Origin of the sequence: Bradyrhizobium sp. (assembly GCF_052389815.1) — a bacterium.
Classification (GTDB): Bacteria; Pseudomonadota; Alphaproteobacteria; order Rhizobiales; family Xanthobacteraceae; genus Bradyrhizobium.
This window is the reverse complement of the sequence record NZ_JBQTHN010000067.1, coordinates 1-26,517: the sequence shown is the minus strand read 5'-3', so window position 1 is coordinate 26,517 and position 26,517 is coordinate 1. Positions and strand designations below refer to the sequence as shown.

The 26,517-nt window shown below is 64.9% G+C and carries 28 protein-coding genes; 16 read left to right on the top strand and 12 right to left on the bottom strand.

Translation table 11 applies throughout. The features are described from left to right. From paaI to ACT4OC_RS11710, 4 genes are all read left to right on the top strand, one after another. A partial coding sequence (gene paaI / locus ACT4OC_RS11725) for a hydroxyphenylacetyl-CoA thioesterase PaaI (RefSeq protein ID WP_444839151.1) occupies positions 1-305 on the top strand: 305 nt, incomplete at its 5' end. Positions 306-345: 40 nt separating this feature from the next. Continuing rightward, the gene (paaK, locus tag ACT4OC_RS11720) at positions 346-1,677 is read left to right on the top strand and encodes a phenylacetate--CoA ligase PaaK (protein WP_444839150.1); all 1,332 of its coding nucleotides are present in this window, start codon (positions 346-348) and stop codon (positions 1,675-1,677) included. A gap of 56 nt (positions 1,678-1,733) precedes the next feature. Then, complete coding sequence (locus ACT4OC_RS11715; RefSeq protein WP_444839152.1) at positions 1,734-2,741, top strand: quinone oxidoreductase family protein; 1,008 nt, start codon at positions 1,734-1,736, stop codon at positions 2,739-2,741. A 232-nt stretch (positions 2,742-2,973) separates the two neighbouring features. Continuing rightward, on the top strand, positions 2,974-4,029 hold the full coding sequence (locus ACT4OC_RS11710; protein WP_444839149.1) for a YeeE/YedE family protein: 1,056 nt from the start codon (positions 2,974-2,976) through the stop codon (positions 4,027-4,029). 4 nt (positions 4,030-4,033) lie between these two features. Here ACT4OC_RS11710 and ACT4OC_RS11705 read toward each other — a convergent pair whose 3' ends face one another. The 4 genes from ACT4OC_RS11705 to ACT4OC_RS11690 form a co-directional block, all read right to left on the bottom strand. After that, positions 4,034-5,254: a bifunctional alpha/beta hydrolase/OsmC family protein gene (locus tag ACT4OC_RS11705; RefSeq protein ID WP_444839148.1), complete on the bottom strand. Its 1,221-nt coding sequence runs from the start codon at positions 5,252-5,254 to the stop codon at positions 4,034-4,036. A gap of 160 nt (positions 5,255-5,414) precedes the next feature. Continuing rightward, positions 5,415-6,080 (bottom strand): sulfite oxidase-like oxidoreductase, encoded by a 666-nt coding sequence (locus ACT4OC_RS11700; RefSeq protein WP_444839147.1) that lies wholly within the window; start codon positions 6,078-6,080, stop codon positions 5,415-5,417. 73 nt (positions 6,081-6,153) lie between these two features. Next, positions 6,154-7,374 (bottom strand): cytochrome P450, encoded by a 1,221-nt coding sequence (locus tag ACT4OC_RS11695; protein WP_444839146.1) that lies wholly within the window; start codon positions 7,372-7,374, stop codon positions 6,154-6,156. A 58-nt stretch (positions 7,375-7,432) separates the two neighbouring features. Continuing rightward, positions 7,433-7,642: a ferredoxin gene (locus ACT4OC_RS11690; RefSeq protein ID WP_444839145.1), complete on the bottom strand. Its 210-nt coding sequence runs from the start codon at positions 7,640-7,642 to the stop codon at positions 7,433-7,435. Positions 7,643-7,786: 144 nt separating this feature from the next. Between ACT4OC_RS11690 and ACT4OC_RS11685 the strand changes: the two genes are divergently transcribed. Further along, positions 7,787-8,431, top strand: a complete 645-nt coding sequence (locus tag ACT4OC_RS11685; protein WP_444839144.1) for a TetR/AcrR family transcriptional regulator — start codon at positions 7,787-7,789, stop codon at positions 8,429-8,431. A gap of 2 nt (positions 8,432-8,433) precedes the next feature. On the opposite strand, the gene ACT4OC_RS11680 is transcribed toward ACT4OC_RS11685, so the two are convergent. Then, on the bottom strand, positions 8,434-9,855 hold the full coding sequence (locus ACT4OC_RS11680; protein WP_444839143.1) for an amidase: 1,422 nt from the start codon (positions 9,853-9,855) through the stop codon (positions 8,434-8,436). Between the two features lie 53 nt (positions 9,856-9,908). Continuing rightward, entirely contained in the window at positions 9,909-10,685 is a 777-nt protein-coding gene (locus tag ACT4OC_RS11675; RefSeq protein WP_444839142.1) for an SDR family oxidoreductase, read from the bottom strand. A gap of 178 nt (positions 10,686-10,863) precedes the next feature. Here ACT4OC_RS11675 and ACT4OC_RS11670 point away from each other — a divergent pair, with 178 nt between their 5' ends. Continuing rightward, positions 10,864-11,940, top strand: a complete 1,077-nt coding sequence (locus ACT4OC_RS11670; protein ID WP_444839141.1) for a tartrate dehydrogenase — start codon at positions 10,864-10,866, stop codon at positions 11,938-11,940. An 89-nt stretch (positions 11,941-12,029) separates the two neighbouring features. On the opposite strand, the gene ACT4OC_RS11665 is transcribed toward ACT4OC_RS11670, so the two are convergent. From ACT4OC_RS11665 to ACT4OC_RS11655, 3 genes are read right to left on the bottom strand one after another with little or no spacing between them, the layout of a single operon-like run. Beyond that, the gene (locus ACT4OC_RS11665; RefSeq protein ID WP_444839140.1) at positions 12,030-12,941 is read right to left on the bottom strand and encodes an NAD(P)-dependent oxidoreductase; all 912 of its coding nucleotides are present in this window, start codon (positions 12,939-12,941) and stop codon (positions 12,030-12,032) included. Between the two features lie 26 nt (positions 12,942-12,967). Beyond that, on the bottom strand, positions 12,968-14,218 hold the full coding sequence (locus ACT4OC_RS11660; protein ID WP_444839139.1) for a Zn-dependent hydrolase: 1,251 nt from the start codon (positions 14,216-14,218) through the stop codon (positions 12,968-12,970). 30 nt (positions 14,219-14,248) lie between these two features. Continuing rightward, on the bottom strand, positions 14,249-15,166 hold the full coding sequence (locus tag ACT4OC_RS11655; protein WP_444839138.1) for a LysR family transcriptional regulator: 918 nt from the start codon (positions 15,164-15,166) through the stop codon (positions 14,249-14,251). A gap of 114 nt (positions 15,167-15,280) precedes the next feature. On the opposite strand from ACT4OC_RS11655, the gene ACT4OC_RS11650 reads away from it, so the two are divergent. From ACT4OC_RS11650 to ACT4OC_RS11625, 6 genes are all read left to right on the top strand, one after another. Then, positions 15,281-16,099, top strand: coding sequence for a putative hydro-lyase (locus ACT4OC_RS11650; RefSeq protein ID WP_444839137.1), 819 nt, complete (start codon positions 15,281-15,283; stop codon positions 16,097-16,099). A gap of 83 nt (positions 16,100-16,182) precedes the next feature. Then, positions 16,183-17,427: an ABC transporter substrate-binding protein gene (locus ACT4OC_RS11645; RefSeq protein ID WP_444839136.1), complete on the top strand. Its 1,245-nt coding sequence runs from the start codon at positions 16,183-16,185 to the stop codon at positions 17,425-17,427. Positions 17,428-17,631: 204 nt separating this feature from the next. Continuing rightward, on the top strand, positions 17,632-18,510 hold the full coding sequence (locus ACT4OC_RS11640) for a branched-chain amino acid ABC transporter permease (protein ID WP_444839135.1): 879 nt from the start codon (positions 17,632-17,634) through the stop codon (positions 18,508-18,510). Next, a complete protein-coding gene (locus ACT4OC_RS11635) occupies positions 18,510-19,517 on the top strand; it encodes a branched-chain amino acid ABC transporter permease (protein WP_444839134.1) in 1,008 nt (335 codons plus the stop codon). The genes ACT4OC_RS11640 and ACT4OC_RS11635 overlap by 1 nt, the downstream gene beginning before the upstream one ends. Next, positions 19,514-20,248 (top strand): ABC transporter ATP-binding protein, encoded by a 735-nt coding sequence (locus tag ACT4OC_RS11630; protein WP_444839133.1) that lies wholly within the window; start codon positions 19,514-19,516, stop codon positions 20,246-20,248. Before ACT4OC_RS11635 ends, ACT4OC_RS11630 begins: the two co-directional genes overlap by 4 nt. Then, positions 20,232-20,936, top strand: a complete 705-nt coding sequence (locus ACT4OC_RS11625; RefSeq protein WP_444839132.1) for an ABC transporter ATP-binding protein — start codon at positions 20,232-20,234, stop codon at positions 20,934-20,936. Before ACT4OC_RS11630 ends, ACT4OC_RS11625 begins: the two co-directional genes overlap by 17 nt. A gap of 104 nt (positions 20,937-21,040) precedes the next feature. Here the strand turns inward: ACT4OC_RS11625 and ACT4OC_RS11620 are convergent, their stop codons facing one another. Both ACT4OC_RS11620 and otnC read right to left on the bottom strand, forming a co-directional pair. Beyond that, positions 21,041-21,307: a hypothetical protein gene (locus ACT4OC_RS11620; protein ID WP_444839131.1), complete on the bottom strand. Its 267-nt coding sequence runs from the start codon at positions 21,305-21,307 to the stop codon at positions 21,041-21,043. 21 nt (positions 21,308-21,328) lie between these two features. Continuing rightward, positions 21,329-21,988 (bottom strand): 3-oxo-tetronate 4-phosphate decarboxylase, encoded by a 660-nt coding sequence (gene otnC / locus ACT4OC_RS11615; protein WP_444839130.1) that lies wholly within the window; start codon positions 21,986-21,988, stop codon positions 21,329-21,331. A gap of 30 nt (positions 21,989-22,018) precedes the next feature. Between otnC and ltnD the strand changes: the two genes are divergently transcribed. From ltnD to otnK, 3 genes are read left to right on the top strand one after another with little or no spacing between them, the layout of a single operon-like run. Continuing rightward, positions 22,019-23,005 carry an L-threonate dehydrogenase gene (ltnD, locus tag ACT4OC_RS11610; protein ID WP_444839129.1) on the top strand — a complete coding sequence of 329 codons (987 nt, stop codon included), beginning with the start codon at positions 22,019-22,021 and terminating at the stop codon, positions 23,003-23,005. 14 nt (positions 23,006-23,019) lie between these two features. After that, positions 23,020-23,802, top strand: coding sequence for a 2-oxo-tetronate isomerase (gene otnI, locus ACT4OC_RS11605; RefSeq protein ID WP_444839128.1), 783 nt, complete (start codon positions 23,020-23,022; stop codon positions 23,800-23,802). Further along, positions 23,799-25,085 carry a 3-oxo-tetronate kinase gene (gene otnK, locus ACT4OC_RS11600; RefSeq protein WP_444839127.1) on the top strand — a complete coding sequence of 429 codons (1,287 nt, stop codon included), beginning with the start codon at positions 23,799-23,801 and terminating at the stop codon, positions 25,083-25,085. The genes otnI and otnK overlap by 4 nt, the downstream gene beginning before the upstream one ends. A gap of 223 nt (positions 25,086-25,308) precedes the next feature. On the opposite strand, the gene ACT4OC_RS11595 is transcribed toward otnK, so the two are convergent. Continuing rightward, positions 25,309-25,878, bottom strand: coding sequence for a hypothetical protein (locus ACT4OC_RS11595; protein WP_444839126.1), 570 nt, complete (start codon positions 25,876-25,878; stop codon positions 25,309-25,311). 27 nt (positions 25,879-25,905) lie between these two features. On the opposite strand from ACT4OC_RS11595, the gene ACT4OC_RS11590 reads away from it, so the two are divergent. Next, positions 25,906-26,259, top strand: a complete 354-nt coding sequence (locus ACT4OC_RS11590) for a helix-turn-helix domain-containing protein (RefSeq protein WP_444839125.1) — start codon at positions 25,906-25,908, stop codon at positions 26,257-26,259. The last annotated feature ends 258 nt before the right edge of the window (positions 26,260-26,517 follow it).

Genomic DNA, 26,517 nt, shown 5'->3' with positions numbered 1-26,517 from the left:
TGCGGCCGGACATGGTGAACGGCCAGCGCATTGCGCATGGTGGCTTCATCTTCACGCTCGCCGACTCCGCCTTCGCCTATGCCTGCAATTCGCACAATGTGCGGACGGTCGCGGCGCAAGGCGACATTACCTTCATCCGGCCGGGCAAGCTCGGCGACAGGCTGTTTGCGACGGCGCGGGAAGTCTCGCGCAACGGTCGTTCCGGCATCTACGACGTGCGTGTCACCGCCAATGACGCGGTGATTGCGGAATTCCGCGGCCATTCCCGCACCGTCGGCGGAACATGGCTGCCGGCCGACCGGTAGCGGCAAGAAGTAGGACAACAGCTTTCTGAGGAAACGTGCCATGGCTTCGACAAGCCTGAAATCGAAAGGCGACCTCTATCGCCCCGAACTCGACGACGCCGAACGCGCCTCGCGCGACGAGATCATGGCGCTGCAGACAAGGCGCCTTGCCTGGTCGCTCAAGCACGCCTACGACAATGTAGCTCATTACAAGCGCGCCTTCGACAAGGCCGGCGTGCACCCGTCCGACTTCCGGCAGCTATCCGACCTCGCCAAATTCCCGTTCACCGTAAAAACGGATCTGCGCGACAATTATCCCTTCAACATGTTCGCGGTACCGCGCGAGAAGCTGGTGCGCGTGCATGCTTCGTCCGGCACGACCGGCAAGCCGATCGTGGTCGGCTACACCCAGGCCGACATCGACGTATGGTCCGATGTAATGGCGCGCTCGCTCCGCGCCGCGGGCGGGCGCACCGGCATGATCATCCACAACGCCTATGGCTATGGCCTTTTCACCGGGGGCCTCGGCGTGCATTACGGCGCCGAGCGGCTCGGTTGCACGGTGGTGCCGATCTCCGGCGGCATGACCGAGCGGCAGGTCCAGCTCATCAACGACTTCAAGCCCGACATCATCACGGTGACGCCGAGCTACATGCTGGCGATCCTGGACGAGTTCAAGCGGCAGGGCCTCGATCCGCGCAAATGCTCGCTCAAGGTCGGGATCTTCGGGGCCGAGCCGTGGACGAACGCCATGCGTGCCGAGATCGAGCAAACGTTCGACATGGATGCGACCGATATCTACGGCCTTTCGGAAGTGATGGGACCGGGCGTGGCGCAGGAATGCATCGAGACCAAGGACGGCTTGCACATCTGGGAGGATCATTTCTATCCCGAGGTCATCGATCCCGAAACCGGCAGGGTGCTGCCGGAAGGCGAACAGGGAGAGCTTGTCTTCACCTCGCTCACCAAGGAGGCCTTTCCTGTGATCCGCTATCGCACCCGCGACCTGACGCGCCTGTTGCCGGGCACGGCGCGGCCCGGCATGCGGCGGATGGAAAAGGTCACCGGCCGTTCCGACGACATGATCATCCTGCGCGGTGTCAACGTGTTTCCGACCCAGATCGAGGAAGCCTTGCTGGCCACCGACTGGTGCGGCGGCCATTTCGTCATCGAACTGACGCGCGAAGGCCGCATGGACGAAATGGCGGTGCTGGCCGAAGCCCGGCCCGAGCGCTGGGACGGCAGCGGCCTTGTCGAGCAAGCCGGTGCGCTGGCCCACCATATCAAGAGCACGATCGGCATCAGCACGCGGATCAGGATCGTCGCCCCGGACACCCTGGAGCGCTCGCTCGGCAAAGCCAAGCGTGTTTACGACAAGCGGCCGAAGGGGTAATCCCTGACCTCACCCGACGTGAGACTCAAGGACGATCCGTGCAGCCTGCTCCGAAAATCCCCAGTGGCCCGCCCGTTGCGGTCGAGGCGCGCTGCGTGCGTTTGCTGGCGAAGGCCGAGAATGTGGCGGCCATCGCACCCGTCATCGAGCCGCACACCCTCTCTCGCGCGTCGAGCGAGCTGCTGATCGAGGTGAAGGCTGCCGCGGTCAATCCGTCGGACGTCAAGGCCGCCACCGGCCTGATGCCCTATGCCGTGTTCCCGCGCACGCCGGGCCGCGACTATGCCGGCATCGTCGTGGACGGCCCTGCGGACTGGATCGGCCGCGAGGTGTTCGGCTCCTCCGGCGATCTCGGTGTTCGCCGCGACGGCACCCATGCGACGCACCTCGCGGTCGAGGCAGAGGCTGTCGTCGACAAGCCGCGCTCGATCTCCTGGGAGGAGGCCGCCGGCATCGGCGTGCCCTTCGTCACCGCGATGGAAGGCTTGCGCCGCGCCGGCATGCCGAAGCGGGGAGAGACCGTGCTCGTGATGGGTGTCAACGGCAAGGTGGGACAGGCAGCAGTGCAGATCGCGACCTGGCAGGGCGCGCGTGCGGTCGGCGTAGTGCGGAAGAGCGAGACGTATGAAGGGCACAGTACGTCGCCGGTCGAGGTGGTCGACGCTTCGGTCACCGATGTCGCCAAACGCGTCCGCGAGCTGACGTCCGGCGAGGGCGCCGACATCGTCTACAATACCGTCGGCGATCCCTACTTCCAGGCCGCGCACAAGTCTCTGGCGCTGCGCGGGCGGCAGATCCTGATCGCCGCGGTCGATCGCATCGTGCAGTTCGACATCCTCGAATTCTACCGAGGCCAGCACACCTATGTCGGCATCGATACGCTCGGCCTGTCGTCGATCGCTACCGGCGCGGTGCTGCGCGAGCTCGCGCCGGGTTTCGCCAGCGGACACCTGAAGCCGTTCCCAATCAAGGCGAGCGCGGTGTATCCGCTGGAACAAGCCAGGGACGCCTTTGTTGCCGTCGCAGGTTCGTCGCGCGACCGCGTGATCCTGCGGCCGCGTTAAGTCTGAAATCGATCCGTTTGCAGCCCTTGCCGCCCTTGCGCGCAAGGCGATTTTGCTCGTCAGCCGATCGAAGGCGAAGCATTTCTTCTCCTGCGTCGTCGAACCGCGACAGCTTTGTTCTTTGTTTTGCGAGGCGATGGCAGGCCTGAATTTGAGACATTATACCAACGGGAGAATTTCCTTCTACTGGCCATGGCTTGGCAGCCGATCCGGAACATCAAGAGGAAAGCCCGTGCTCGAAAGCGGCAACATTGTTCTCGCAGGCGGATTGCTGATCGGTTTGGTCTATGGCGCCGTCGGCCTTCTCAGCGGTTTTTGCCTTCTCAGCGGTCTGCGCGGCTGGGGCGGTGACGGCGATGGCCGTCTGATCCGGACCTATGCGCTGGCGCTGGGCGTGGCGATTGCCGGAACGCAGCTGCTTGCTGCGCGCGGCATCGTGGACCTCGGCAAGACGATCTACCTGCAGCCCTCGTTTGCCGCGCCGATGATCTTTCTCGGCGGCGCGCTGTTCGGCTACGGCATGGTTCTTGCGAACGGATGCGGCTCCCGCGCGCTGGTGCTGCTCGGCCGCGGCAATCTGCGCTCCCTTGTCGTCCTCATCGTGCTCGGCATCGTCGCGCAGATGACGCTCAAGGGCCTGATCGCGCCGCCGCGAATTGCCCTGACGCAAGCTACCCAGGCTACGCCGCCGGCGGCCTTGCTGCCGGCGCTGCTGTCCGCCTCCGGCATTGGCGAGGCTTTCGCGCGGACGATCGCGGCCGTCGCCGTCAGCGGTGCCTTGCTTGCCTTCGCCTTTGCTCACGCGCCGTTTCGGCAGTCTGCCGGGCAGATTGCCGCGGGCCTTGCCGTCGGCCTGCTCGTCGTCGGCGGTTGGTCCGCCACCGGCTATTTCGGTGCCGATGAATTCAATCCGGTGCCGGTGACCTCGCTGACATTCGTGGCACCGGTGGCGGACTCGGTCCAGTATGTGATGTTCTCGACGGGCCTGTCGCCCAGTTTCGGTATCACCCTGGTGGTTGGCGTGTTCGCGGGAAGCCTGGTGACGGCGCTTGCGACGGGCAGATTTGAGTTCGAGGGCTACAAGTCGCCGCAGCACATGCTGCGTTCGATCGGCGGGGCGGCCTTGATGGGAGCAGGCGGTGCGATGGCCTACGGCTGCTCGGTCGGGCAGGGGCTCACCGGCCTGTCGACCCTGTCGCTCGCCTCGTTCATCGCCGTCGCTGGAATCCTGATCGGATCTGCCGCCGGACTGCGCGGCGCGTTGCGGGTGCAATCGCTCGCGGCCTGACCGGTCACGGCGCCCGCGTCACGATCCGCATCTCCGAATGCAGCGTGCGGTGCACGGGACATTTGTCGGCGATCTCCATCAGCCGCTGACGTTGCTCGGCGTCGAGCGTGCCCTCGATCGATATTTCCCGCTCGATCTGGTCGAGCATTCCCTCGCGCGTTTCGCAATCCTCGCAGTCTTTGGCGTGGATCTTGCCGTGCTTGAGCGTCACCGTGATGCGCTCGAGCGGCAGCGATTTGCGGTCCGCATACATGCGCATGGTCATGGAGGTGCAGGCGCCGAGACCCGCCAGCAGGAAATCGTAAGGTCCGGGGCCGGTGTTCTGTCCGCCGACTGAAACCGGCTCGTCGGCCAGCATCTTGTGCGGTCCAACGGTGACGCTCTGCTGGAATTTGCCGAGGCGGGTTTCCTGGACGATGACACGCGATGCCGATTCGCCGGCATCGGCAGCAGATTCGGCCGCCGCCGGCTCAACATAACGCGCCGCCCAAGCGGAGATGACGTCCGCTACATAGACGGAATCGCGGCGCTGGCTCAGCAGATGATCGGCGCCCGCCAGCGACACGAAGCTCTTCGGGTGCTTTGCCGCCACGAAAATATGCGTGGCATTGTCGATGCCGACGGTGTCGTCGGTCGGCGAATGCATCACAAGGAGCGCCTTGTGCAGCTTGGCGATCTCAGCGGTGAGGCCGCGCTCGGCGACATCATCGAGGAATTCACGCTTGATGCGGAACGGCCGGCCGGCCAGCGACACCTCGACCTCGCCGTGCTTGCGGATGTCTTCGAGCCGATCGGCGAACAGGCCGGCGACGTGTCCGGGATCGGAAGGCGCGGCGATGGTGACGACCGCCTTCGCTTCCGGAATCCGGCCGGCCGCCGCGAGGATCGCGGCGCCGCCGAGGCTGTGGCCGATCAGGATCGCCGGCGCCTTGCGCGTCTGGCGCAGGTGGTCGGCGGCCAGCACGAGATCGGCGACGTTGGACGAGAAGGTTGAATTGGCAAAGTCGCCCTCGCTGGAGCCGAGCCCGGTGAAGTCGAAGCGCAGCACGGCGATGCCTCTCGCTGCGAGCGCCGCCGCGATCCGCTTCGCCGCCAGCACGTCCTTGCTGCAGGTGAAGCAGTGTGCAAACAGCGCGTAGGCCGAGATCGCGCCGTCAGGCAGGTCGAGCGCCGCGGCGAGTTGATGGCCTCCGGTGCCCATGAATTGGAAGCGTTCAGTCGGCATAGTTGTCCTCCGCACTGGTGCTGGAGCCTCATCCAGAGGAGCCGCGTAGCGGCGTCTCGAAGGATGAAAGGCCACCGGCCGGGTCTCATGGTTCTCCCGGCGATGTGTAGCATCGTCCGGAGGCGGTGCTTCGCGCCTCCTTACCATGAGGGGATAGACTTCAGGCGTTCGAATAGCGTTCTTCCTTCCACGGATCGCCGCGATTGTGATAGCCGCGGACTTCCCAATAGCCCGGCTTGTCCTCAGTGAGGAACTCGATGGCTTGCAGCCATTTCGCGCTCTTCCAGAAGTAGAGATGCGGCACGACCAGACGCACCGGGCCGCCATGCTCGGCGTCGAGTGGGGTGCCGGACCAGCTATGGGCGAGCAGGGCATCCTCGGCAGCAAAATCTTCCAGCGCGAGATTGGTGGTGTAGCCATCATAGGAATGCAGCACGACGAACCGCGCCTCTTCCTTCGGTTGGCAGGCCGCCAGCAGGTCGCGTGTGGCCAGGCCTTCCCACCGGTTGTCGTAACGCGACCAAGTGGTGACGCAGTGAATGTCCGAGACGAATTGGGATTGCGGCTGCGCGGTGAATTCGGGGAAAGTCCAGAATACGGGGTTGTCGACCGCGCCGTACAGGTCGAGCCGCCAGCGCTCGCGGGAAATCTCCGGCACGAGCCCGAGATCGAGCACCGGCCAGTCCTTGGTCAGGTGCTGGCCCGGCGGCAGGCGCTGTTCGGACGGGCGGGCAATCTTGCCGGTGAGGAATTTTCCCTCGCGCGCCCAGCGCTGCTTCGTTCTGGTCAGCTTGCTGTCGGGTGCCGGATCGGTCTCTTCGGTCATGTCCCTGCCAAACGAAATGACGCCGGCAACGGCCGGCGTCGCGCATCGTAGCAGGAGAAGGGGGAGGACGCGATCAACTCGCCTTGCCGAACAGCACCGGCAGCTGGCGCGGGCCGCGCACGGTGCCCTCCGACCAGGTCACCTTGCCGGCGGGATCGAGGCGGAAATCCGGGATGCGCTTCAGCCATTCCTCGATCGCGACGATCATTTCCATCCGCGCAAGGTTGGAACCGACGCAGCGGTGGATGCCGAGCCCGAAGGCGGCGTGGCGGTTCTCCTTGCGGTCGATCACGACCTTGTCGGCGTCCGGGAACATGGCGGGATCGCGGTTGGCGGCGGGGAAAGACAATAGCACCATGTTGTTCTTCTTGACCGGACAGCCGCTGATGGTGGTGTCCTTCATGACTTCGCGCGCCATCGTGACCGGCGAGTAGGCGCGCAGGAATTCCTCGACCGCGGTCGGGATCAATTCCGGCTCCCTGACGAGGCGCTCGCGATCCGATGGCGTCCTGGCGAGATGCCACAGCGAGGAGCCGATCGCGCTCCAGGTGGTGTCGATGCCCGCAATCAGCAGCAGGCGCAGCGAGCCAAGTACATGAGCATCGTCAAGTGGCTGGCCGTTCGGACCCTTGGCGTTCATCAGCGTCGTGATCAGGTCGTCCTTCGGGTTCTGCTTGCGCTGCTCGATATGGCCGGCAAAGAAGGCCGACATCTCCCGCACCGCCTCCATCAGGGCATTGTCATCCTTGATGCCGAGCTCGAGAATTCCGTGGATCCACTTGACGAAGAGGTCGCCGTCCTTCTCGTTGATCCCCAGCATGTGAGCGATGGCGCGGACCGGGATGTGCTTGGTGTAGCGCGCGGCCGCATCGCATTTGCCGTCGGCGATGAATTCGTCGATCAGCTCGTTGCAGATGGCGCGAACCCGCGGCTCCAGCTTCTTCATCGCATCCGGCGTGAAGGGCGGCAGCAGCAGTTGCTTGGCCGGCTTGTGCTCCGGCGGATCGGAGGTGATCGGCGGCGACCTCGCCGTTATCTCCGGGCGGATGTCGCGCACGATGACGCGGCGCGACGAAAAATGTTCGGTGTCGTAGGAGATTTCCTTCACCGCCTGGTAGGTAGTCGGCATGTAGCAGCCGAGGAAACGTCCGGTGTGCACGACGGGGCTCGCGGCGCGCAGCTCATCCCAGATCGGGAAGGGGTCTTCCGTCCATTTGGGATCGGTGTGGTCGAAATCATTGACCCAGTCGTTGACCGGCGGATGATCGGGCAGATAGCTGGCAGAATCGGACATCGGGCGAACCCTCTATCTTGTTTTTCGATGGATGCAGGCTGAGCTCGGGGCCGGGGAATTATTCCTCGGTCACTTCGATGGCGATTTCCGGACAATTCGATTGGGCGAGATAGGCCTTGTCCTCGAGGCCGGCCGGCACCGAGCCGTCGCCGATCTCATGCGCGTTGCCGAATTCGTCGAGATTGAACAGCTCCGGGGCCAGCGACTTGCAGCGCGCGTGGCCCTGGCACTTGTCCTGGTCGACGTGGATCTTCAGCTTTCCTGACATCGCAAGCGCTTCCCCTCGAACCGGCGCGGTCCTGCCTGCGCCCTTTGTTATGGGCCCGGCTCTTGGCCGGACCTTGAAATTATAGCATATTACATTCGCAGCGCAGTTGTGCTGTCAAGTCAAAAGTCATAGACAATAACATCAATGCCGCCGCGATTGGTCCGCAAAGCCGTCAACACCTACCACCACGGGGATCTCCGCGATGCCCTGGTGCAGGCCGCGTTCCAGGAAGCCGAGCGCGGCGGGCCGGAAGCCGTCAACATCAGCGCGCTTGCCAAGAAGCTCGGCGTTTCCCAGCCGGCGCCGTACCGGCACTTTGCCGACCGCGAGGCGCTGCTGGAAGCGGTGACGGCGGAGGCGTTCCGGCAGTTCAACGTCATCCTCCGCGATCTCGTCGACAAGCCGTCGCGGCAATCGAAGCTTTCGCGTTTCGCGCAGGCGACGCTTGCCTTCGGCTTGCAGCGCAACGGCATCTACCGGCTGATGTTCGCCTCGCGCACCATGGCCTGCGCACCCAAGGGCAGCGAGCTGCACAAGGCGGCGATGGAGACGCTGGCACTGCTGGTCGAGTCGCTGGAAGCGCCGGCGGTCGGTCTGCTGCGCGAGCGGCAGGCGATGAAGATGTGGGCCTCGCTGCATGGCGTGGTGATGCTGGCCGAGCAGGGCTTGCTCACCGGCCAGGCCGCCGGCGGCGTCAGCCGCGAGGAGCTGGTCGAGGACATGGTGCAGGAAGCCAAGCTCGCTCTGGCGGTCGCGATGGAGGCGGCCAGCGAGCGCGAGACGCGCTGAGCTTATTTCGGCGGCTGCGGGTCGATCGGCGTCGAGCTGCGCAGGCCCAGAATATCCTCGAGCATTCTCGCCCCTGCCAGCAACTGCGCCTCGCCGCGGGGAGCCGCCACCATCTGCAGGCCGACCGGCAGACCCGATGCTGTGAAGCCGCAGGGCAGCGACAGCGCCGGGCAGCACACCAGCGTGATGGCATAGACGATGCCGAGCCATTCCACGTAGTTGTCGAACTTCTTGCCGTCGCATTCGGCGACATAGCGGTTCTCGACCGGGAAGGGCGCGACGATGGTGGCCGGTGCCAGCAAGAGATCGTACTTCTCGAAGAACTCGAGCGTGCGAGCCGTCATCGCCACGCGCTGCGCTTCGGCACGTTCCAGCTTCTCGACGGTGAGCTTCAGCCCCTCCTCGATGTTCCAGATCACTTCGGGCTTGAGCTGGTCGCGCTTTTCGCGCAGCAGCGCCGCCTTGCTCAGCGCGAAGTCGAAGGCGCGCAGCACGTGGAAGCATTCATGGGCTTCGCGCAAGTCCGGATGCGCCTCCTCGACGATGACGCCGGTATCGGCAAGACGCTGCGCCGCCTTCTTCGTAATGGCCGCAACCTCGGGATCGACCGGCGTGATGCCGAGATCGCGCGAATAGGCCACGCGCTTCGGTTTTCCCCCGCTGCGCGCGGCGGACAGGAACGAGGTCGGCAATTTTGGCAGCGACAGCGGATCGGCCGGATGCTCACCGCTCATCGCGTCGAGCAAGAGCGCCAGATCTTCGACGTTGCGGGCCATCGGGCCCTGAACGCCGAGGTTGCGGTCGATCGCGGCGGCCGGCGTATGGGCGACGCGACCGATGCTGGGGCGCAGGCCGACGATGCCGCAGAAGCTGGCGGGATTGCGCAGCGAGCCGCCCATGTCCGAGCCGTGCGCGAGCCAGGCCGTGCCCGTCGCCAGCGCGACCGCGGCGCCGCCGGACGAACCTGCGGCCGAGCGCGACGTGTCCCAGGGATTGCGCGTCGGGCCGAACACTTCGTTGAAGGTGTTGGCGCCGGCGCCGAATTCCGGCGTGTTCGACTTGGCGTAGACGATGCCGCCTTCCGCCTCGAGATGTTCGACAAGGATGTCGGACTTGGCCGGCACGGTATCCTTGTAGATCGGCGAGCCCTGCGTGGTGAGCACGCCGGCGACGTTGGTGAGATCCTTGATCGGGATCGGCATGCCCGCCAGCAACCCGCGCTGGCCTTTCGGCTTCTTCATCAGCTCGGCCGCATGCTTGCGGGCGCGGTCGAAGCACAGCGTCGGCAGCGCGTTGACCTTGCCGTCGACCTCGGCGATGCGCTGTTCAAGCACGTCGAGCAGGTCGAGCGGGGTGACCTCGCCCTTGTTCAGCTTGTCGACGATGGTGCACGCGGTCTCGCGGATCAGGCTTTGGTCGGCCACCGGCAGGTCTCCCGTTCTTTATACTTGTTTCTTCGTTGTGCACGACCGGCCTGTCAACTCCACCCCGACGTATACCCGCCATCCACCGTGAAAATCACCCCCGACGTATAGCCCGAGCGGTCCGACGCAAGGAACGCCATGAGGTCGCCGATCTCGCGCGCATGGGCAGGCCGGCCGAGCGGCATGCCCTTCTGGAATTCCGGGTAGCGGTTCTCGTCGCCGAGCTGGTTCTTCGCGCGTGTCTTCAGCAGCGTGACGTGGCGGTCGGTGCCGACAGGGCCCGGGTTGATGCCGACCACGCGGATGTTGTCGGCCAGGCTTTTGCCGCCGAGCGCGCGGGTGAAGGCCATCAGCGCGGCATTGCCGGCGCTGCCGCAGATGTAGTTGGCATCGAACTTCTCGCCGGCTGCCCCGATGTCGTTGACGATCACGCCGCCGCCGCGCGCCTTCATCGCAGCGTAGATTGCGCGAGTGAGGTTGATGTAGCCGAACACCTTCAGCTCCCAGGCGTGGCGCCAGACGGATTCATCGATCTTGTCGATCGAGCCGCCGGGAATGTCGCCGGCATTGTTGACGAGGATGTCGATGTCGGAGGCGTCCTTCACCAGACGGGCGATGTCCTCGGGCTTGCGGAGGTCGGTGACATGGGTGGCGGCGTCGATCTGGTGCTGCGAGCGCAGGCGGTCGGCGAGCGCCTTCATCTGGTCGCCGCTGCGGGCGGCCAGCCGCAGATGACAGCCTTCCTCGGCGAAGGCCTCGGCGGCGGCGGCGCCAATGCCCTTGGAGGCGCCGGTGATCAGGACGCGTTTGCCGCGCAGGTGAAGATCCATGGGTTTTTCTCTCTTGCTGGACGGGATTTCCGAGGAGGGACGGCGGAAATGGATAGGAGGAATGCGGTCGCCGTCAACATTGCACTGCAGCGTTGCGCCGCGGCGGAGATTGGTTCATTGCAGGGGCATCCAGAATAAGCGGTGCGGACGGCCCGGCAAGTCACAAGGAAGTTTCTCGATGAGCAGCAAGAAGCAGTATCGCATCGCGGTCATTCCCGGCGATGGCATCGGCAAGGAAGTGATGCCGGAGGGCCTGCGCGTCATCGAGGCGGCGGCCAGCAAGCATGGCGTGTCCGTGAAGTTCGACCATTTCGACTTCGCCTCCTACGACTACTACGAGAAGCACGGCGAGATGATGCCGGCCGACTGGAAAGAAAAAATCGGCAAGCACGATGCGATCTACTTCGGTGCCGTCGGCTGGCCGGCGAAGATCCCGGATCACATCTCGCTCTGGGGTTCGCTCATTAAATTCCGGCGCGAGTTCGACCAGTACGTCAACCTGCGGCCGGTGCGGCTGATGCCCGGCGTGCCGTCGCCGCTCGCGGGTCGCAAGCCCGGCGACATCGATTTCTGGGTGGTGCGCGAGAACACCGAAGGAGAATACTCCTCCGTCGGCGGGCGCATGTTCCCCGACACGGACCGCGAATTCGTGACGCAGCAGACGGTGATGACGCGCACCGGCGTCGACCGCATCCTGAAGTTCGCCTTCGACCTGGCGCAGTCGCGGCCGAAGAAGCACCTGACCTCGGCGACCAAGTCCAACGGCATCTCGATCACGATGCCCTATTGGGACGAACGCGTCGAGGCGATGGCGAAGAACTATCCGAAGGTGAAGTGGGACAAGTACCACATCGACATCCTCACCGCGAACTTCGTTCTGCATCCCGACTGGTTCGACGTCGTGGTCGGCTCCAACCTGTTCGGCGATATTCTCTCCGATCTCGGCCCGGCCTGCACCGGCACCATCGGCATCGCGCCGTCGGGCAACATCAATCCGGAAGGCGATTTCCCGAGCGTGTTCGAGCCGGTGCACGGCTCGGCGCCGGATATTGCGGGGCAGGGCATCGCCAACCCCATCGGCATGATCTGGTCGGGCGCGATGATGCTGGAGCATCTCGGCGAGAAGCAGGCGGCCGACGCCATCGTCGGCGCCATCGAGCGCACGCTCGGCGAACGCACCCTGCGCACGCGCGACCTTGGCGGCAACGCGGATACGACCGCGTGCGGCAGGGCGGTGGCGGAGATGGTGGATTAGGCGAGAATGCGTAGGGCGGGTTGGCGAAGCGTAACCCGCCATTTACTGCGCGGTGGCACGGTGGGTTACGCCTTCGGCTCTCACCCACCCTACTTCCCCGCAATCCTCCGGCAGTGCTCCCACGCCGCAAGAATCAAATTCTCGCTCGCCTCCGGCGTGCGGAAGGCCGAGTGCGCCGACAGCGTGACGTTCGGCAGCCTGGTCAACGGATGGTCCTTCGGGAGCGGCTCGGTGTTGAAGACGTCGAGCCCGGCATGGCGGATCTGGCCGGACTTCAACGCGTCGATCATGGCGTCCTCGTCGACGATGGCGGCGCGGGCGGTGTTGATCAGGATCACGCCGGGCTTCATGCCCTCGATGCAGGCGCGCGAGATCAAGCCGCGGGTCTCCTCGTTGAGCAGCAGATGGATCGAGATCACGTCGCTCTCGTCCATCAGCTCGTCGAATTCGACGAACTCAACGCCGTGGTATTTCTTCGGGGTGCGGTTCCAGGCGATGACGCGCATGCCGCTGCCGAGCGCAATGCGCGCCACTTCCGCGGCGATGCCGCCGAAGCCGATCAGGCCGAGCGTCTTTCCGGTCAGCTGCATGCCGTCCTCGCGCAGCCAGTTGCCGGCCCGCATCTCGCGGTCCATCATCGCGATCACCCGCGCCGAGGCCCACATCAGCGCGATCGCGGATTCGGCGACCGCCGTGTCGCCATAGCCCTTGATCAGGTGCACGGAGATACCGAGTTCGGCGAGCTCTTCCGGATTCATGTAGCTGCGCGCGCCGGTGCCGAGGAAGACGACGTCCTTGAGCCCCTTGCAATGCCTGGCGATCGCAGTCGGCAGCGCGGTGTGATCGACCACCGCGATCTCTGCGCCGTCGAGGATGGCGGGGTATTGCTCCGGGGTGATGTCGGGGTCGCGGTGCACGCGCACATCGGGGGCGTCGGACTTGCGCAGCCGCTCGAAGATCACGGCAAGCGATTCATTGGCATCGACAAATACACCGCGCACGGCAACCCCCTGGTTTTGGTCGAAGATCAGGATATGACGCCGGCGAGCGCCAGCACCGTGTGCATCAGCACATTGGCGCCGGCCGCGCAATCGCTCTGCGTGGCATCCTCGAGCTCATTGTGGCTGATGCCGTCCTTGCAGGGCACGAACACCATTGCCGCCGGCATCACCGTGTTGAGGTTGCAGGCATCGTGTCCCGCGCCGGAAGTGATGCGGCGGTGCGAATAGCCGAGCTGCGTTGCCGCGTTCTCGACCGCATCGACAAACTTCGGATTGAAATGCGTCGGCGGCTTGCGCCAGACGAGGTCGAGCTGCACCTCGACCTTGCGCCGCGCGGCGATCTCCGCGACCGCAGCGCGCAATTCCCGATCCAGCGCGTCCATGACGGCGGCGTCTGCGCTGCGGCAATCGACGGTGAAGGCGATCTCGCCGGGAATGACGTTGCGCGAGGGTTTTGCGATCACGGCCTCGCCGACCGTCCCCACGGCCTTCGGCCCGTGCTTCCTCGCGATGCTTTCCATCGCCAGCACGATCTCCGACAGCGTCGCCAGCGCGTCGCGGCGCAGCGGCATCGGCGTCGAGCCGGCGTGACTCTCGAAGCCTGTGATCTTGCCGTCGTACCACAGCACGCCCTGGCCGGAATCGACGACGCCGATCGTCTTGCCTTCGGCCTCCAGGATCGGGCCCTGTTCGATATGCAGTTCGACGAAGCCGGAGAACTTCTGCGTGCCGACCGGCGTCGCGCCGCGATAGCCGATGGAGTCCAGCGCCTGCGCCACGGTCACGCCTTCGGCGTCCTTGCGCGACAAAATATCGTCGGTGGTGAAGTCGCCGACATAGGCGGCCGATGCCATCATCGCCGGCGCAAATCGCGAGCCTTCCTCATTGGTCCAGTTGCAGATGCAGATCGGCGCGTCGGTCTCGATCCCGGCATCGTTGAGCGTGCGCACCACCTCCAGCGCCGCCAGCGTGCCGAGCACGCCGTCATACTTGCCTCCGGTCGGCTGCGTATCGAGATGCGAGCCGAACCCGATCGGCAGTTTCGACATGTCGCGGCCGCGGCGCAAGCCGAACATCGAGCCGAGCGCGTCGACATGCACCTCGAGGCCCGCCTCTTCGCACGCCTTGCGGAACCAGTCGCGGACCTGCTTGTCTTCCTCGCTGAGCGTCAGCCGCCGCACGCCGCCCTTGGGGGTGGCGCCGAATCTTGCGGTTTCGTGGATGGCGCCCCAGAGGCGGGCGGAATCGATCTGCAGGTTGGAGGCGGCTCGGCTCATGCGGTGCGTTCCGGCTTCTTGTCTTCCCGTTCAATGGCGCGCCGCTGCGGCCGCGTCAACCGCCACGCTCGATTGCGCGATCTGCCGCGCAAGCTGGGCGACCCGCTCGATGGCAACGGTGTCGGGGGAGGAAAGCCAGCTTGCGGTAAAGGTGAGCGGCGGAAGCTTGACGTCGGTGTCGAGCAGCTGCAGCCGGCCGTCCGCCAGCTCATCCGCCACGATCGCGGCGGGAATGACGGCGATGCCGAGCCCTTCGATCGCCATGTGGATGACGGTGGCCAGCGACGCGCTGGCGTGCAGGCGGATCGGCGGCAGATCGGGCCGGTCGAATACGCCGCGCACGGCTTCATAGGGCCGCGTCTTGCGCGGGAAGGTGATCATCGGATAGCGGGCGAGATCGCGGCGCGTCAGTGCCGCCTTGCCGAGGCCGAGCGCGGGGCTGGCCAGGAAGCCGATATCGTAGTCGCGCAGCACGAGGCTCTGCACGCCCGCGGCCGACAACGGGCCGACCACGAGGCCAAGCTCGATCTCCTGCGCCAGCAGCCGCGCCGTCAGGTTGGTCGTGATGTCGACCTCGATCTCCAGCGACAGGTTCGGGTAGAGCTCGTTCACGCTCTTCACCAGCTGCGGGAACCAGGTGTGCACAATGGTCTCGGCGACGCCGAGCCGCAGCACGCCGCGTACCGCCGAACTCTCGCAGATCTCCGTCATCATCTCCGCACGCAGGCCGATCAGCTTCTCGGCATAGACCAGCATTTGCCGCCCGCTCGGCGTCGGCGAGGCGACGCGGTGATCGCGGTTGAGAAGCCTCACGCCCATCTCGCGCTCGAGCTGCGCGATCCGTTGCGAGATCGCGGGCTGTGTCGTGTTCAGCCGCTGCGCCGCGCTTCGAAAACTGCCGAGCTTCACCACCCAGAGGAACGTCTCGATTGATTTGAAATCCAGCATTGGGACGCCTCTCGCTCATCGATAAACAAGATTTATCGATTTCGATCAAAAATGAAGATTAGACATTATAGCAGAGCCGGAGTTGAGTGGGACAACTTTAGGCAAGTCGATCGCATGACTGTTTTCGCGGCAATGCAGCAGGGCGACGGGGAGAGGGCGATGCTTCCGAGCGAACAGGCGAGGCGGGATTTCCGGGCCGGCAAATCGGTCCCCACCTCGAACATCGCCAACGGTTTCGTTCAGGGCAATCTCGCCATCCTGCCGGAAAAGCTCGCCGGCGCCTTCCACCGCTTTTGTCAGCTCAATCCCAAGCCGTGCCCGATCATCGGCATGTCCGACATCGGCGATCCCCGCATCCCCGCGCTCGGTCTCGACCTCGACATCCGCAGCGATCTTCCGCGCTACCGCGTCTGGCGCGACGGCGAGATCGTCGACGAGCCGACCGACATCATGGCGCACTGGCGCGACGATCTCGTCGCCTTCGTGATCGGCTGCTCCTTCTCGTTCGAGGAGGCGCTGATGGAGGAGGGGCTGTCGCTGCGCCACATCGAGCACAAGGTGCGCGTGCCGATGTACCGCACCAACATCGCCTGCAGCCCGTCCGGCCCGTTCCAGGGGCCGATGGTGGTGTCGATGCGCCCATTCAAGCCGGCGGATGCGATCCGCGCGGTGCAGATCACCTCGCGCTATCCCGCCGTGCACGGCGCGCCGGTGCATCTCGGTCATCCGCATTCGATCGGCATCAAGGATCTCAACGAGCCCGACTACGGCGATCCCGTGCCGGTCGAGCCGGACGAGCTTCCGGTGTTCTGGGGCTGCGGCGTCACTCCGCAGGCGGTGATCGCCAATGCAAAGGTGCCGTTCGCGATCACGCATTCGCCCGGCCTGATGCTCGTCACTGACCTCCGGAACAAGGAGTTCGCGGTGATTTGACGGGCAATCGCTGCTGCTCATTGAGGCTTTACTGCGTCAATCAATCGTTTCATCGAAGCGTTCGATCAACAGGGGGAATTGACATGAAGATGACTCGTCGTGACGTGCTGATAGGTGCCACCGCCACGGCTGCACTTGCGCCGCTTGCCGCGCGCGCGCAAACGTCGGAAGTGGTGATCGGCGTTATCTATCCGTTCTCCGGCTCCAGCGCGCAGGTGGGCGTCGATGCGCAGAAGTCGTTCGAGACAGCGCTCGACGTCATCAACAGGAAATACGATTTCGATCTGCCGCTGGCGAAGGGCGAAGGCCTGCCCGGCCTCGGCGGCGCCAAGGTGCGCCTCGTGTTCGCCGATCACCAGGCCGATCCGCAGAAGGGCCGCGCCGAGACCGAGCGCCTGATCACCCAGGAGAAGGTCTGCGCCGTCGTCGGCACCTACCAGAGCGCGGTCGCCGTCACCGTCAGTCAGATCTGCGAGCGCTACCAGGTTCCGTTCATCTCGGCGGATAATTCCTCGCCGAGCCTGCATCGCCGCGGCCTCAAGTTCTATTTCCGCGCGGCGCCCCATGACGAGATGTTCTCGGCCGCGATGTTCAATTTCTTCGACGGGTTGAAGAAGAAAGGCAACAAGATCGAGACGTTGTCGCTGTTCCACGAGGACACCATCTTCGGCACCGACTCGGCGAACACCCAGCTCAAGCTGGCGTCCGAGCGCGGCTACAAGATCGCCACCGACATCAAGTATCGCTCCAACTCGCCGTCATTGTCCGCCGAGGTGCAGCAGCTCAAGACGGCGAATGCCGACGTGCTGATGCCCTCGAGCTACACCACCGACGGCATCCTGCTGGTCAAGACCATGGCCGAGCTCGGCTACAAGCCGAAAGCGATCGTGGCGCAGAACGCCGGCTTCTCCGAGAAGGCGCTGTACGACGCCGTCGGCGACAAGCTCGAAGGCGTGATCTCGCGCGGCAGCTTCTCGCTCGATCTCGCCGCCAAGCGGCCGATGGTCGGCAAGGTCAACGCCATGTTCAAGGAGAAGTCGGGCAAGGACTTCAACGACCTCACCTCGCGGCAGTTCATGGGCCTCTTGGTGATGGCGGAAGCCATCAACCGCGCCAAGTCGACGGACGGCGAAAAGATCCGCGCGGCGCTGGTGGCGACCGACCTTCCCGGCGAACAGACCATCATGCCATGGAAGCGCGTCAAGTTCGACGAGACGGGTCAGAACAACGACGCCGACCCGGTGCTGCTGCAATACATCGGCGGCAAGTTCGTCACCATCTTCCCGCAGCAGGCTGCGATCGCCGAAGCGGTCTGGCCGATGAAATAAGCGTGCTGGGGAGGGGACAGTGACTGCGGAAACAATAGTGCTGCCTCTTCTCGTCATTGCGAGGAGCCAACGGGTCCGCGCAAAGCGCGGCCCGATGACAGGCTCCGCGACGAAGCAATCCAGCTTTGTCTCCGCGGCAAAGCTGGATTGCTTCGCTTCGCTCGCAATGACGATGTCTCCCAACGACGCCAGGGAGTATCGCTCATGACAGCCGAAGCAATCATCCAGAGCCTGGCGAGCGGCCTCCTGATGGGGCTGCTCTACGGCTTGATCGCCGTGGGCCTTGCGCTGATCTTCGGCCTGATGGACGTGGTCAACTTCGCCCACGGCGAGTTCCTGATGATCGCGATGTACGCGACGTTCTTCCTGTTCGTGTTCTTCGCCATCGATCCCCTGCTTTCGGCGCCGCTGGTCGCGGCGGCGCTGTTCGTATTCGGCGCGGTGGTCTATCTATTGATCGTCAGATTTGCCGTGCGCGCCAAGGCCAATGCCGGCATGGTGCAGATATTCTCCACCTTCGGCCTCGCCATCGTCATGCGCGGGCTGGCGCAGTATTTCTTCACGCCCGACTACCGCAGCGTCACGCACTCCTGGCTGGGCGGCAAGACCATACCCATCGGCGGCATCTTCCTGCCCGAGCCGCAGTTGATCGGCGCGCTGGTCTCGGTCGCGGCCTTCGTCGCACTCTACTTCTTCATCAACCGCACCGATTTCGGCCGCGCGCTGGAGGCGACGCGCGAGGATGCCGGCGCGGTGGCGCTGGTCGGCATCGACAAGAACAGGGTCTTTGCATTGGGCTGGGGCCTCGGCGCCGCGCTGATCGGGCTGTCCGGTGCGATCATGGCGATCTTCTTCTACATCTATCCCGACGTCGGCGCGTCCTTTGCGCTGATCGCCTACGTCACGGTGGCGCTCGGCGGCTTCGGCAGCGTGTTCGGCGCCTTTGCCGGCGGCGTGATCGTCGGCCTCGTCGAAGCCGTCACCGCCCTGATCATGCCGCCGGCGCTGAAATCGGTCGGCATCTATGCCGTCTATCTCCTTGTCGTCTTTGTCCGGCCGCGCGGCCTGTTCGGATCGATGTGATGGATACCGCATTCGAAAGACGCCGCCGCCACGAGCTCATCCTGGCAATCTGTCTTGCCGCGATCGCCGCCGTGGTGCCGCTGTTCGTCAAGAATGTCTACATCCAGAACGTCATGGTGCTGACGCTGATGTGGGGCGCGCTGTCGCAGAGCTGGAACATCCTGTCCGGCTATTGCGGGCAGATCTCGCTCGGCCACGCCCTCTATTTCGGCATTGGCGCCTACACCACCGTTCTGCTGTTCACCAAGTTCGGCGTGCTGCCGTGGTTCGGCATGCTCGGCGGCGGCGTGATCTCCGCCTTGATCGCGATGGGGCTCGGCTATCCCTGTTTCCGGCTGCGCGGCCACTACTTCGTCATCGCCACCATCGTCATTGCCGAAATCGGGCTTCTGCTGGTCCACAACTGGGAGTGGGCAGGCGCCGCCATGGGAATCGAGGTCCCCGTGCGCGGCGACAGCTGGCTGAAATTCCAGTTCCCGCGCAGCAAGCTGCCTTACTTCTACTTTGCGCTGGCGCTGGCCTGCGTCGCCTGGCTCGTCACCTGGTGGCTTGAGGATTCCAAATGGGGATTCTGGTGGCGAGCGGTGAAGGACAATCCGGAGGCGGCTGAAAGCCTCGGCGTGGTCGTGTTCAATTCCAAGATGGGCGCGGCGGCGGTGTCTGCCTTCCTGGTCGCCGTCGGCGGCAGCTTCTATGCCCAGTTCGTCTCCTATATCGATCCCGAGAGCGTCATGGGCTTTCAGTTCTCGCTGCTGATGGCGCTGCCCGCGGTGCTCGGCGGCATCGGCACGCTATGGGGTCCGCTGCTCGGCGCGGTGATCCTGATCCCGCTCACGGAATTGACGCGGTCCTATGTCGGTGGCTCCGGCCGCGGTGTCGACCTGATCGTCTATGGCGGCCTGATCGTCGCGATCTCGCTGGCGCGGCCGCAAGGCTTGATCGGCCTGTTCTCGTTCAAGGGCCTTTCCCGATCGTCCTCGCTCGAGCGCAAGGAGGCGACGCCATGACGACGCCCCTTCTGGAAACGCGCGGGGTCTGGCAACGCTTCGGCGGCCTCGTCGCCAACAGCGACGTCTCGATCTCGGTCGGGCGCGGCGAGATCGTCGGCCTGATCGGTCCGAACGGCGCCGGCAAGTCGACGCTGTTCAACCTGATCGCCGGCGTGCGGCCGCCGACGCAAGGCACGATCATCTTCGACGGCGAAGACGTCACCGCCTTGCCGGCGGCCGAGCGCTGCCAGCGCGGCATCGGCCGCACCTTCCAGGTCGTCAAGAGCTTCGAAACCATGACCGTCATCGACAACGTCATCGTCGGTGCGCTGGCCCATACCACCGTGATGCGCGATGCCCGCTACAAGGCGCATCAGGTGCTTGAATTCTGCGGCCTTGCCGCGCGAGCCAACGTGCTCGCCAGCGACCTCATTCCGTCCGAAAAGCGGCGCCTCGAGGTGGCGCGGGCGCTCGCCACCGAACCGAAACTGCTGCTGCTCGATGAAGTGCTCACCGGCCTGACGCCAATCGAGGCGCAGACCGGCGTCGAACTGGTGCGCAAGGTGCGCGCCACAGGCGTCACCGTGCTGATGGTCGAGCATGTCATGGAAATCGTGATGCCGCTGGTCGACCGCGCCATCGTGCTCGACCTCGGTAAGGTGCTGGTCGAGGGCAAGCCGAACGACGTCGTGCGCGACCCGAAGGTGATCACGGCCTACCTTGGAGATCGTCATGCTGTCGGTGCATGAAGTCACGACCGCCTATCAGGGGTTGGTGGCGATCTCGTCGGTCTCGATCGAGGTTGCCAAGGGCGAGATCGTCTGCGTCGCCGGCGCCAACGGCGCCGGCAAGTCGACGCTGCTGAAATCCATTGCCGGCGCCGAACGGCCGCGCTCCGGCTCCGTCACCTTCGACGGCGCACGCATCGACGGCATGGCGCAGCATATCATCACGTCGCACGGCATCGCCTACGTGCCGGAGAACCGCCGGCTGTTTCCGCGCCTTTCCGTGCGCGACAACCTCCGGCTCGGCAGCTATCTCTATCGCGGCAAGGCCGATCGCGAGGGACCGCTCGATCTCGTCTTCAATCTGTTCCCGCGGCTTTCCGAACGGCTCGAGCAGCGTGCGGAGACGCTGTCCGGCGGCGAGCAACAGATGCTCGCCATCGGCCGCGCCCTGATGACCCGGCCGCGGCTTCTGATGCTCGATGAGCCGTCGCAAGGCATCATGCCAAAACTGGTCGACGAGATCTTCCAGGCCGTGAAGCGCATTCGCGACACGGGTCTGACCGTGCTGATCGTCGAGCAGCGCATGGCCGAGTGCCTGGAGATCGCCGACCGCGCCTACATCCTGCAGACCGGCCGCGTGCTGATGCAAGGCCCGGCCGCGGAGATCAGCGTCAATCCCGACGTGAGAAAAGCGTATCTGGGATTGTGATGCTATCGCGTCCCGGGTGCGTCGCAGCATGCAATGCCGCTACGCAGAGCCGGGGCTCTTTTCCACCTTTGATGAGCCGCCGATCGGCAGCGCATCACGACGTGCTACCGGACGACTTCGACCTTTGCCGCCATGTCGGGCACGCGGCTGACGCGGTAATTCGCATTGCTGCATTTGAGAACCCAAACCGGATGATCCGGCTTCGAGCGCCCGGCGTCCTTAACGGCGCCGAGCGCCTTGTCGCAGACAAAGCCTTGCGTGCGGATCTGTGCCGCCAACATGCTTTGCACGGTCTCTTGCGCCTGCGCGGTCGATTCCGTCAGGCCGCTGACGAGCAGAGCGGAGATAGCGAGGCCAACCAGTCTCAACATGAGCGTCCTCCTGAACCCTAGTCAGTGTTCTCGGTGTTCGGGCAGCGCAAGCCCGAACGTGTCAGTCAAATCCGCGACCTGCTTCGGTGACAAATACCGCGGATTGAGCCCGCGCAACAACAGGTAGAGCTTAGCCGTCTCCTCCAGCTCCTCCATCGCGAACACCGCGGCCTCCAGCGTATCGCCCGCTACCACCGGGCCATGATTGGCGAGCAGCACCGAGGAATATTTCCCGGCCAGGCCCTTGATAGCGCCGGCAACGGCGGGATCGCCCGGCCGGTAATAGGGCAGAAGCGCGGTCTGGCCGCATTTCATCAGATAATAAGGTGTCATCGGCGGCAGCGCCGCGCGCGGGTCGATCTCGGGCAGCATCGACAGCGCCACCGAATGGGTGGAGTGCAGGTGAACGATGGCGCCGGCCGAGCCGCGCGTCTGGTACAGCGCGGTGTGCAGCGGCACCTCCTTGGTCGGGGCATCGCCCGAGACCAGCCGTCCGTCGGGGCCGAGCCGCGACAGCCGCGCCGGATCGAGGAAGCCGAGCGAGGCATTGGTCGGGGTCACCAGCCAGCCGCCTTCATCGAGTTTCACGCTGATATTGCCGGAAGAACCCGGCGTCAGCCCGCGCTCGAACAGCGAGCGGCCGAACCGGCAGATATCCTCGCGGATTTTGGCATCGCTCATCGTACGTTCCCTTGGATCAAGGCTTGTCTCATGCTTTGGCAGCGCGGCCAAGCCGTGTTAGGCAGGGCGAAGCCGCGAGGAAAGCGGCAGGTAAGGAAACGCCGCATGTCAGAATCTGCAAAGCCCCGCATGGCCGTGATCGGGCTCGGCTCGATGGGGTTTGGCATGGCGACCTCGCTGCGGCGCGCCGGCTTCGAAGTCACCGGCTGCGACGTTTCGGCCGACAGCGTCGCCCGCTTCGTCGCCGATGGCGGCAAGGGCGCCAGGACGCCGGCCGAAGCCGCCAAAAATGCCGACGTCGTGGTCAGCGTCGTCGTCAATGCCGCGCAGACCGAAGCCATCTTGTTTGGCGCCGATGGTGTTGCCGAGACCCTGCCCAAGGGCGGTGTGTTCATCTCCTCGGCCACGATGGACCCGGACGTGGCGCGGCGTCTGGCAAAACAGCTCGAATCGACCGGGCGCCACTATCTGGATGCCCCGATCTCCGGCGGCGCGCAGCGCGCGGCGCAGGGCGAACTCACCATCCTCGCCTCCGGCAGTCCGGCGGCATTCGCCAAGGCGCGGCCGGCGCTGGATGCGATGGCGGCAAAGCTCTATGAGCTTGGCGATGCCGCGGGCCAGGGCGCAGCGTTCAAGATGATCAACCAATTGCTGGCCGGCGTGCATATCGCGGCCGCCTCCGAGGCGATGGCGTTCGCCGCCAGGCAGGGCCTCGACATCCGCAAGGTCTACGAGGTGATCACGGCCTCTGCCGGCAATTCCTGGATGTTCGAGAACAGGATGCCCCATGTGCTCGACGGCGACTACACCCCGCGCAGCGCAGTCGAGATTTTCGTCAAGGACCTCGGCATCATCCAGGACATGGCGCGCAGTGCGCGCTTCCCGGTGCCGGTCGCCGCCGCCGCGCTGCAGATGTTCCTGATGACGGCGGCCGCCGGCATGGGCCGCGACGACGACGCGTCGGTCGCGCGGATGTATGCACAGGTCACCGGCACCAGGCTGCCGGGCGAGAAGTAACAAGAGGACAGTCGATGCCCCGTTTCGCCGCCAACCTCTCCATGATGTTCACCGACGTGCCGTTCCTCGATCGCTTCGAGGCGGCCGCCAAGGCCGGCTTCACCGCGGTCGAGTTCCTGTTTCCCTACGACCATCCTGCGGAAGAAGTCGGCAAGCGGCTGAAGACCAACGGCCTGACGCAGGCGCTGTTCAACCTGCCGCCCGGCAACTGGGATGCCGGCGAGAAGGGATTTGCGGCGCTGCCCGAGCGCTTCGCGGACCTCAAGAAGAGCCTGCACACGGCGCTGCCCTATGTGCAGGCGACGGGCGTCAAGCGGGTGCATTTGATGGCCGGCATCGCTGATCGTTCCGACAGCAAGGCGGTGGAGGCCTTCTACAAGTCGGTGGCGACATCAGCCGAATTTTTCGAGCCGCATGGCCTCGACGTCGTCATCGAGCCGATCAATGCGCGCAACGTGCCCGGCTACTTCCTCAACGATTTCACCTTCGCCTACGATCTCATCAACGAGCTCAGGATCGCCAACCTGAAGCTGCAGTTCGACATCTATCACTGCCAGATCATACATGGCGACGTCACCATGCGGCTGCGCCGGATGATGCCTGTCGTCGGCCACATCCAGATCGCCAGCATTCCCTCGCGCAACGAGCCCGACGGCGAGGAGCTGAACTATCCGTTCCTGTTCGCCGAGCTCGACCGGCTCGGCTATGGCGGCTTCGTCGGCTGCGAATACAATCCCCGCGGCAAGACCGTCGACGGGCTCGGCTGGTTCAAGCCTTTCGCCGGAGCAAAGTCGTGACGCTCGCGAGGCAAGTTTCTCTTGGCTGCATCGCCGACGACTATACCGGCGCCTCCGATCTCGCCAATACGCTGACCCGCCAGGGTTTGCGTACGGTACAGACCATCGGCGTGCCCCCGGATGACCTTGAGCTACCCGAGGTCGACGCCGTCGTCGTCTCGCTGAAGAGCCGCTCGATCGAGGCAGGCGAGGCGGTGGCGCGCTCGCGCGATGCTGAGAAATGGCTGCGCAGCCGCGGTGCCGGGCACGTGCTGTTCAAGATCTGCTCGACCTTCGATTCCACCGACGCCGGCAATATCGGCCCGGTCATGGACGCCCTGCGCGCCGATTGCGGCGAAAAGATCGTGCTGGTGACGCCGGCCTTCCCGGAGACCGGCCGCACCGTCTACCAGGGCAATCTGTTCGTCGGGCTCGTGCCGCTCAACGAAAGCCCGTTGAAGGATCATCCGCTCAACCCGATGCACGATTCCAACCTGGTGCGGGTGCTGGCGCGGCAGAGCAAGACCGCCGTCGGGCTGGTCAACCTCGCAACGCTGACGCGCGGGGAGGATGCGGTTCGTGCGCGGCTTGCGGAACTGGCGGGGCAGGGCGTCGGCGCCGTCATCGTCGATGCCGTCTTCGATCATGACCTCGAGACCATCGGTGCGGTAGCCGCCGATCAGCGGCTGTCGGTCGGCGCTTCCGGCATCGGGCTTGGGCTGGCGCGCGCGCTGGTCAAATCGGGCAGGGTCGAGGCGGCATCGGGCGCTGCCTCCGGCGCTACGGTCGGCGGTCCCGCGGCGTGCCTCGCCGGCAGTTGCTCGCAGGCAACCCTGCAGCAGATCGCCCATGCCGAAGCGATCATGCCGGTGCTGCATCTCGACCCCGAGCGCGTCGTAGCTAGCCCGGAGGAAGCGCGCCGTGCGGTGGCCTGGGCGGCCGGGCGCGTCAGCGCGGGCCCGGTCCTGGTGGCCAGCAGCGCGACGCCGGCGGAAGTCGCCGCGCTGCAATCGCGCCACGGCCGTCAGGCCGCGGGCCATGCCATCGAGCAGGCGATGGCCGACATCGCCGAAGGGCTGGTGAAATCCGGCGTCCGCCGGCTCGTGGTCGCCGGCGGCGAGACGTCGGGAGCGGTGGTCGATCGATTGCGGATTCCCGGTTTCCTGGTCGGCGAGGAGATCGCCGCTGGCGTTCCGGTGCTGCGCGCGGTCGGCAATGCATCGGGCGACATGCTGCTTGCGCTCAAGTCCGGCAATTTCGGCGGCCCGAAATTCTTCTCCGACGCGCTCGCCCTGATGCGCTGAAGCGCATCCGCGCCGGACCGCACGGCGGGATTCGCGTTTGAGATGCATTGTGTCCATCGCGCTCCGCCGAGATGGAAGAATGCGTTGCTATTTTGCTGCTTGTTCAGGTTCTTCGCCGGCGATCGAACGCAGGCGGGCAGGTTTTTGATCCACATCAATGCGGGAATCGTTTCTATCGGGCTCCCGGTAACAGTTTGCGCCGCCCTCCGGGAACAGAAGCGTGTCACTGCTCGACCAACTTGCCGATTCTGTCGCGTTGAAGGTCAACCGGCCTGGTGATTTTGATCAGTTCAGGAGCATCGAACGCCTGGGAGAGGCGCGCAGCATCCCCCTCGAATTGAAGGGTTTTGCAGCGGCGTTCGCAACGGTTACGCTGAAGTCCTGCACCATCTTTCTGCAGCGGACCTTTCCGCGCATCCTGCAGGCGACGTACCGCACAAGTGGCGCCATCGTCGGCTTTGGGATGGACGACGAGGTCTCCGTGGTCGTCGATGGCGTGGCCGCGCGGCCGCCGACGGTTCTGCTCGCGCGAGGAAGAGCGTCTTGCGAGATCATCGAGCCACGGGCCAATCTCATCGCCTTCATCAATTTCGACGATGTCGACGACCGCGGCTGGCCCGGCAGGCCCGACTGCGCCCAACTCATCCCGGCGCAGCCCGAGCAGTTCGAGGCCCTTCGCACGGTCACGCGTCAGGTTCTCAGCTTTGCTTCGAACTCGGCTGCTTTTGCCGTGCCTGAGCCGATCGAGAATCTGGAGGAAGCGCTTCTTCGGGCGGTTGACGAGACCTTGCATGCCGCGCCGATTCTGGGACACAAGCGCTTGAACCTGACACAGTATCTCGCGCTCGTGCGCAAGCTCGACGAACTACTGGCCTTCGACGCGAGCCGCACCCTCTACAGCGCCGATGTCGCCAGGCAATTCGGCGTTTCGGTGCGCACGCTGCATAACGCCGTCGTGGCGATACGCGGCATGAGCCCGCATCGCTACGTGCGGCTGCGGCGGCTATGGAGCGTGCGCCAGCAACTCGCGATTGGATCGTCGACCGCAGTGATCAAGGCCATCGCGCTCGCCAACGGCTTCTGGCACATGGGCGAGTTCGGCTCGCTCTATCGCAATACGTTCGGCGAAACGCCGCAGCAAACGCTCGCGGCGGCGCGCGGCCGGCGGCGATGAGCTGCCGATGGTGTCGAAGTTCCTCGGCACGGTCAGGGCCGCCTGATCCCGGTGCAATTGCGGAAGCCTGGCCGGCCAGGCCGGGGAGGCGACCTTCCCGTGGCGCAATCGTTTCCGCAAGAATACGGTGTTCGTGTCCGTAGCGGGTGAAGTTGTCGTATTTTTGTAGCTCGTGATCTGTCGCCTTCGTTGTTGAGTTTTTTGGCGGAGCCGGAAGGCGTGGACGGCTCCGCCGATTTGGTCATGCCATGGATATTG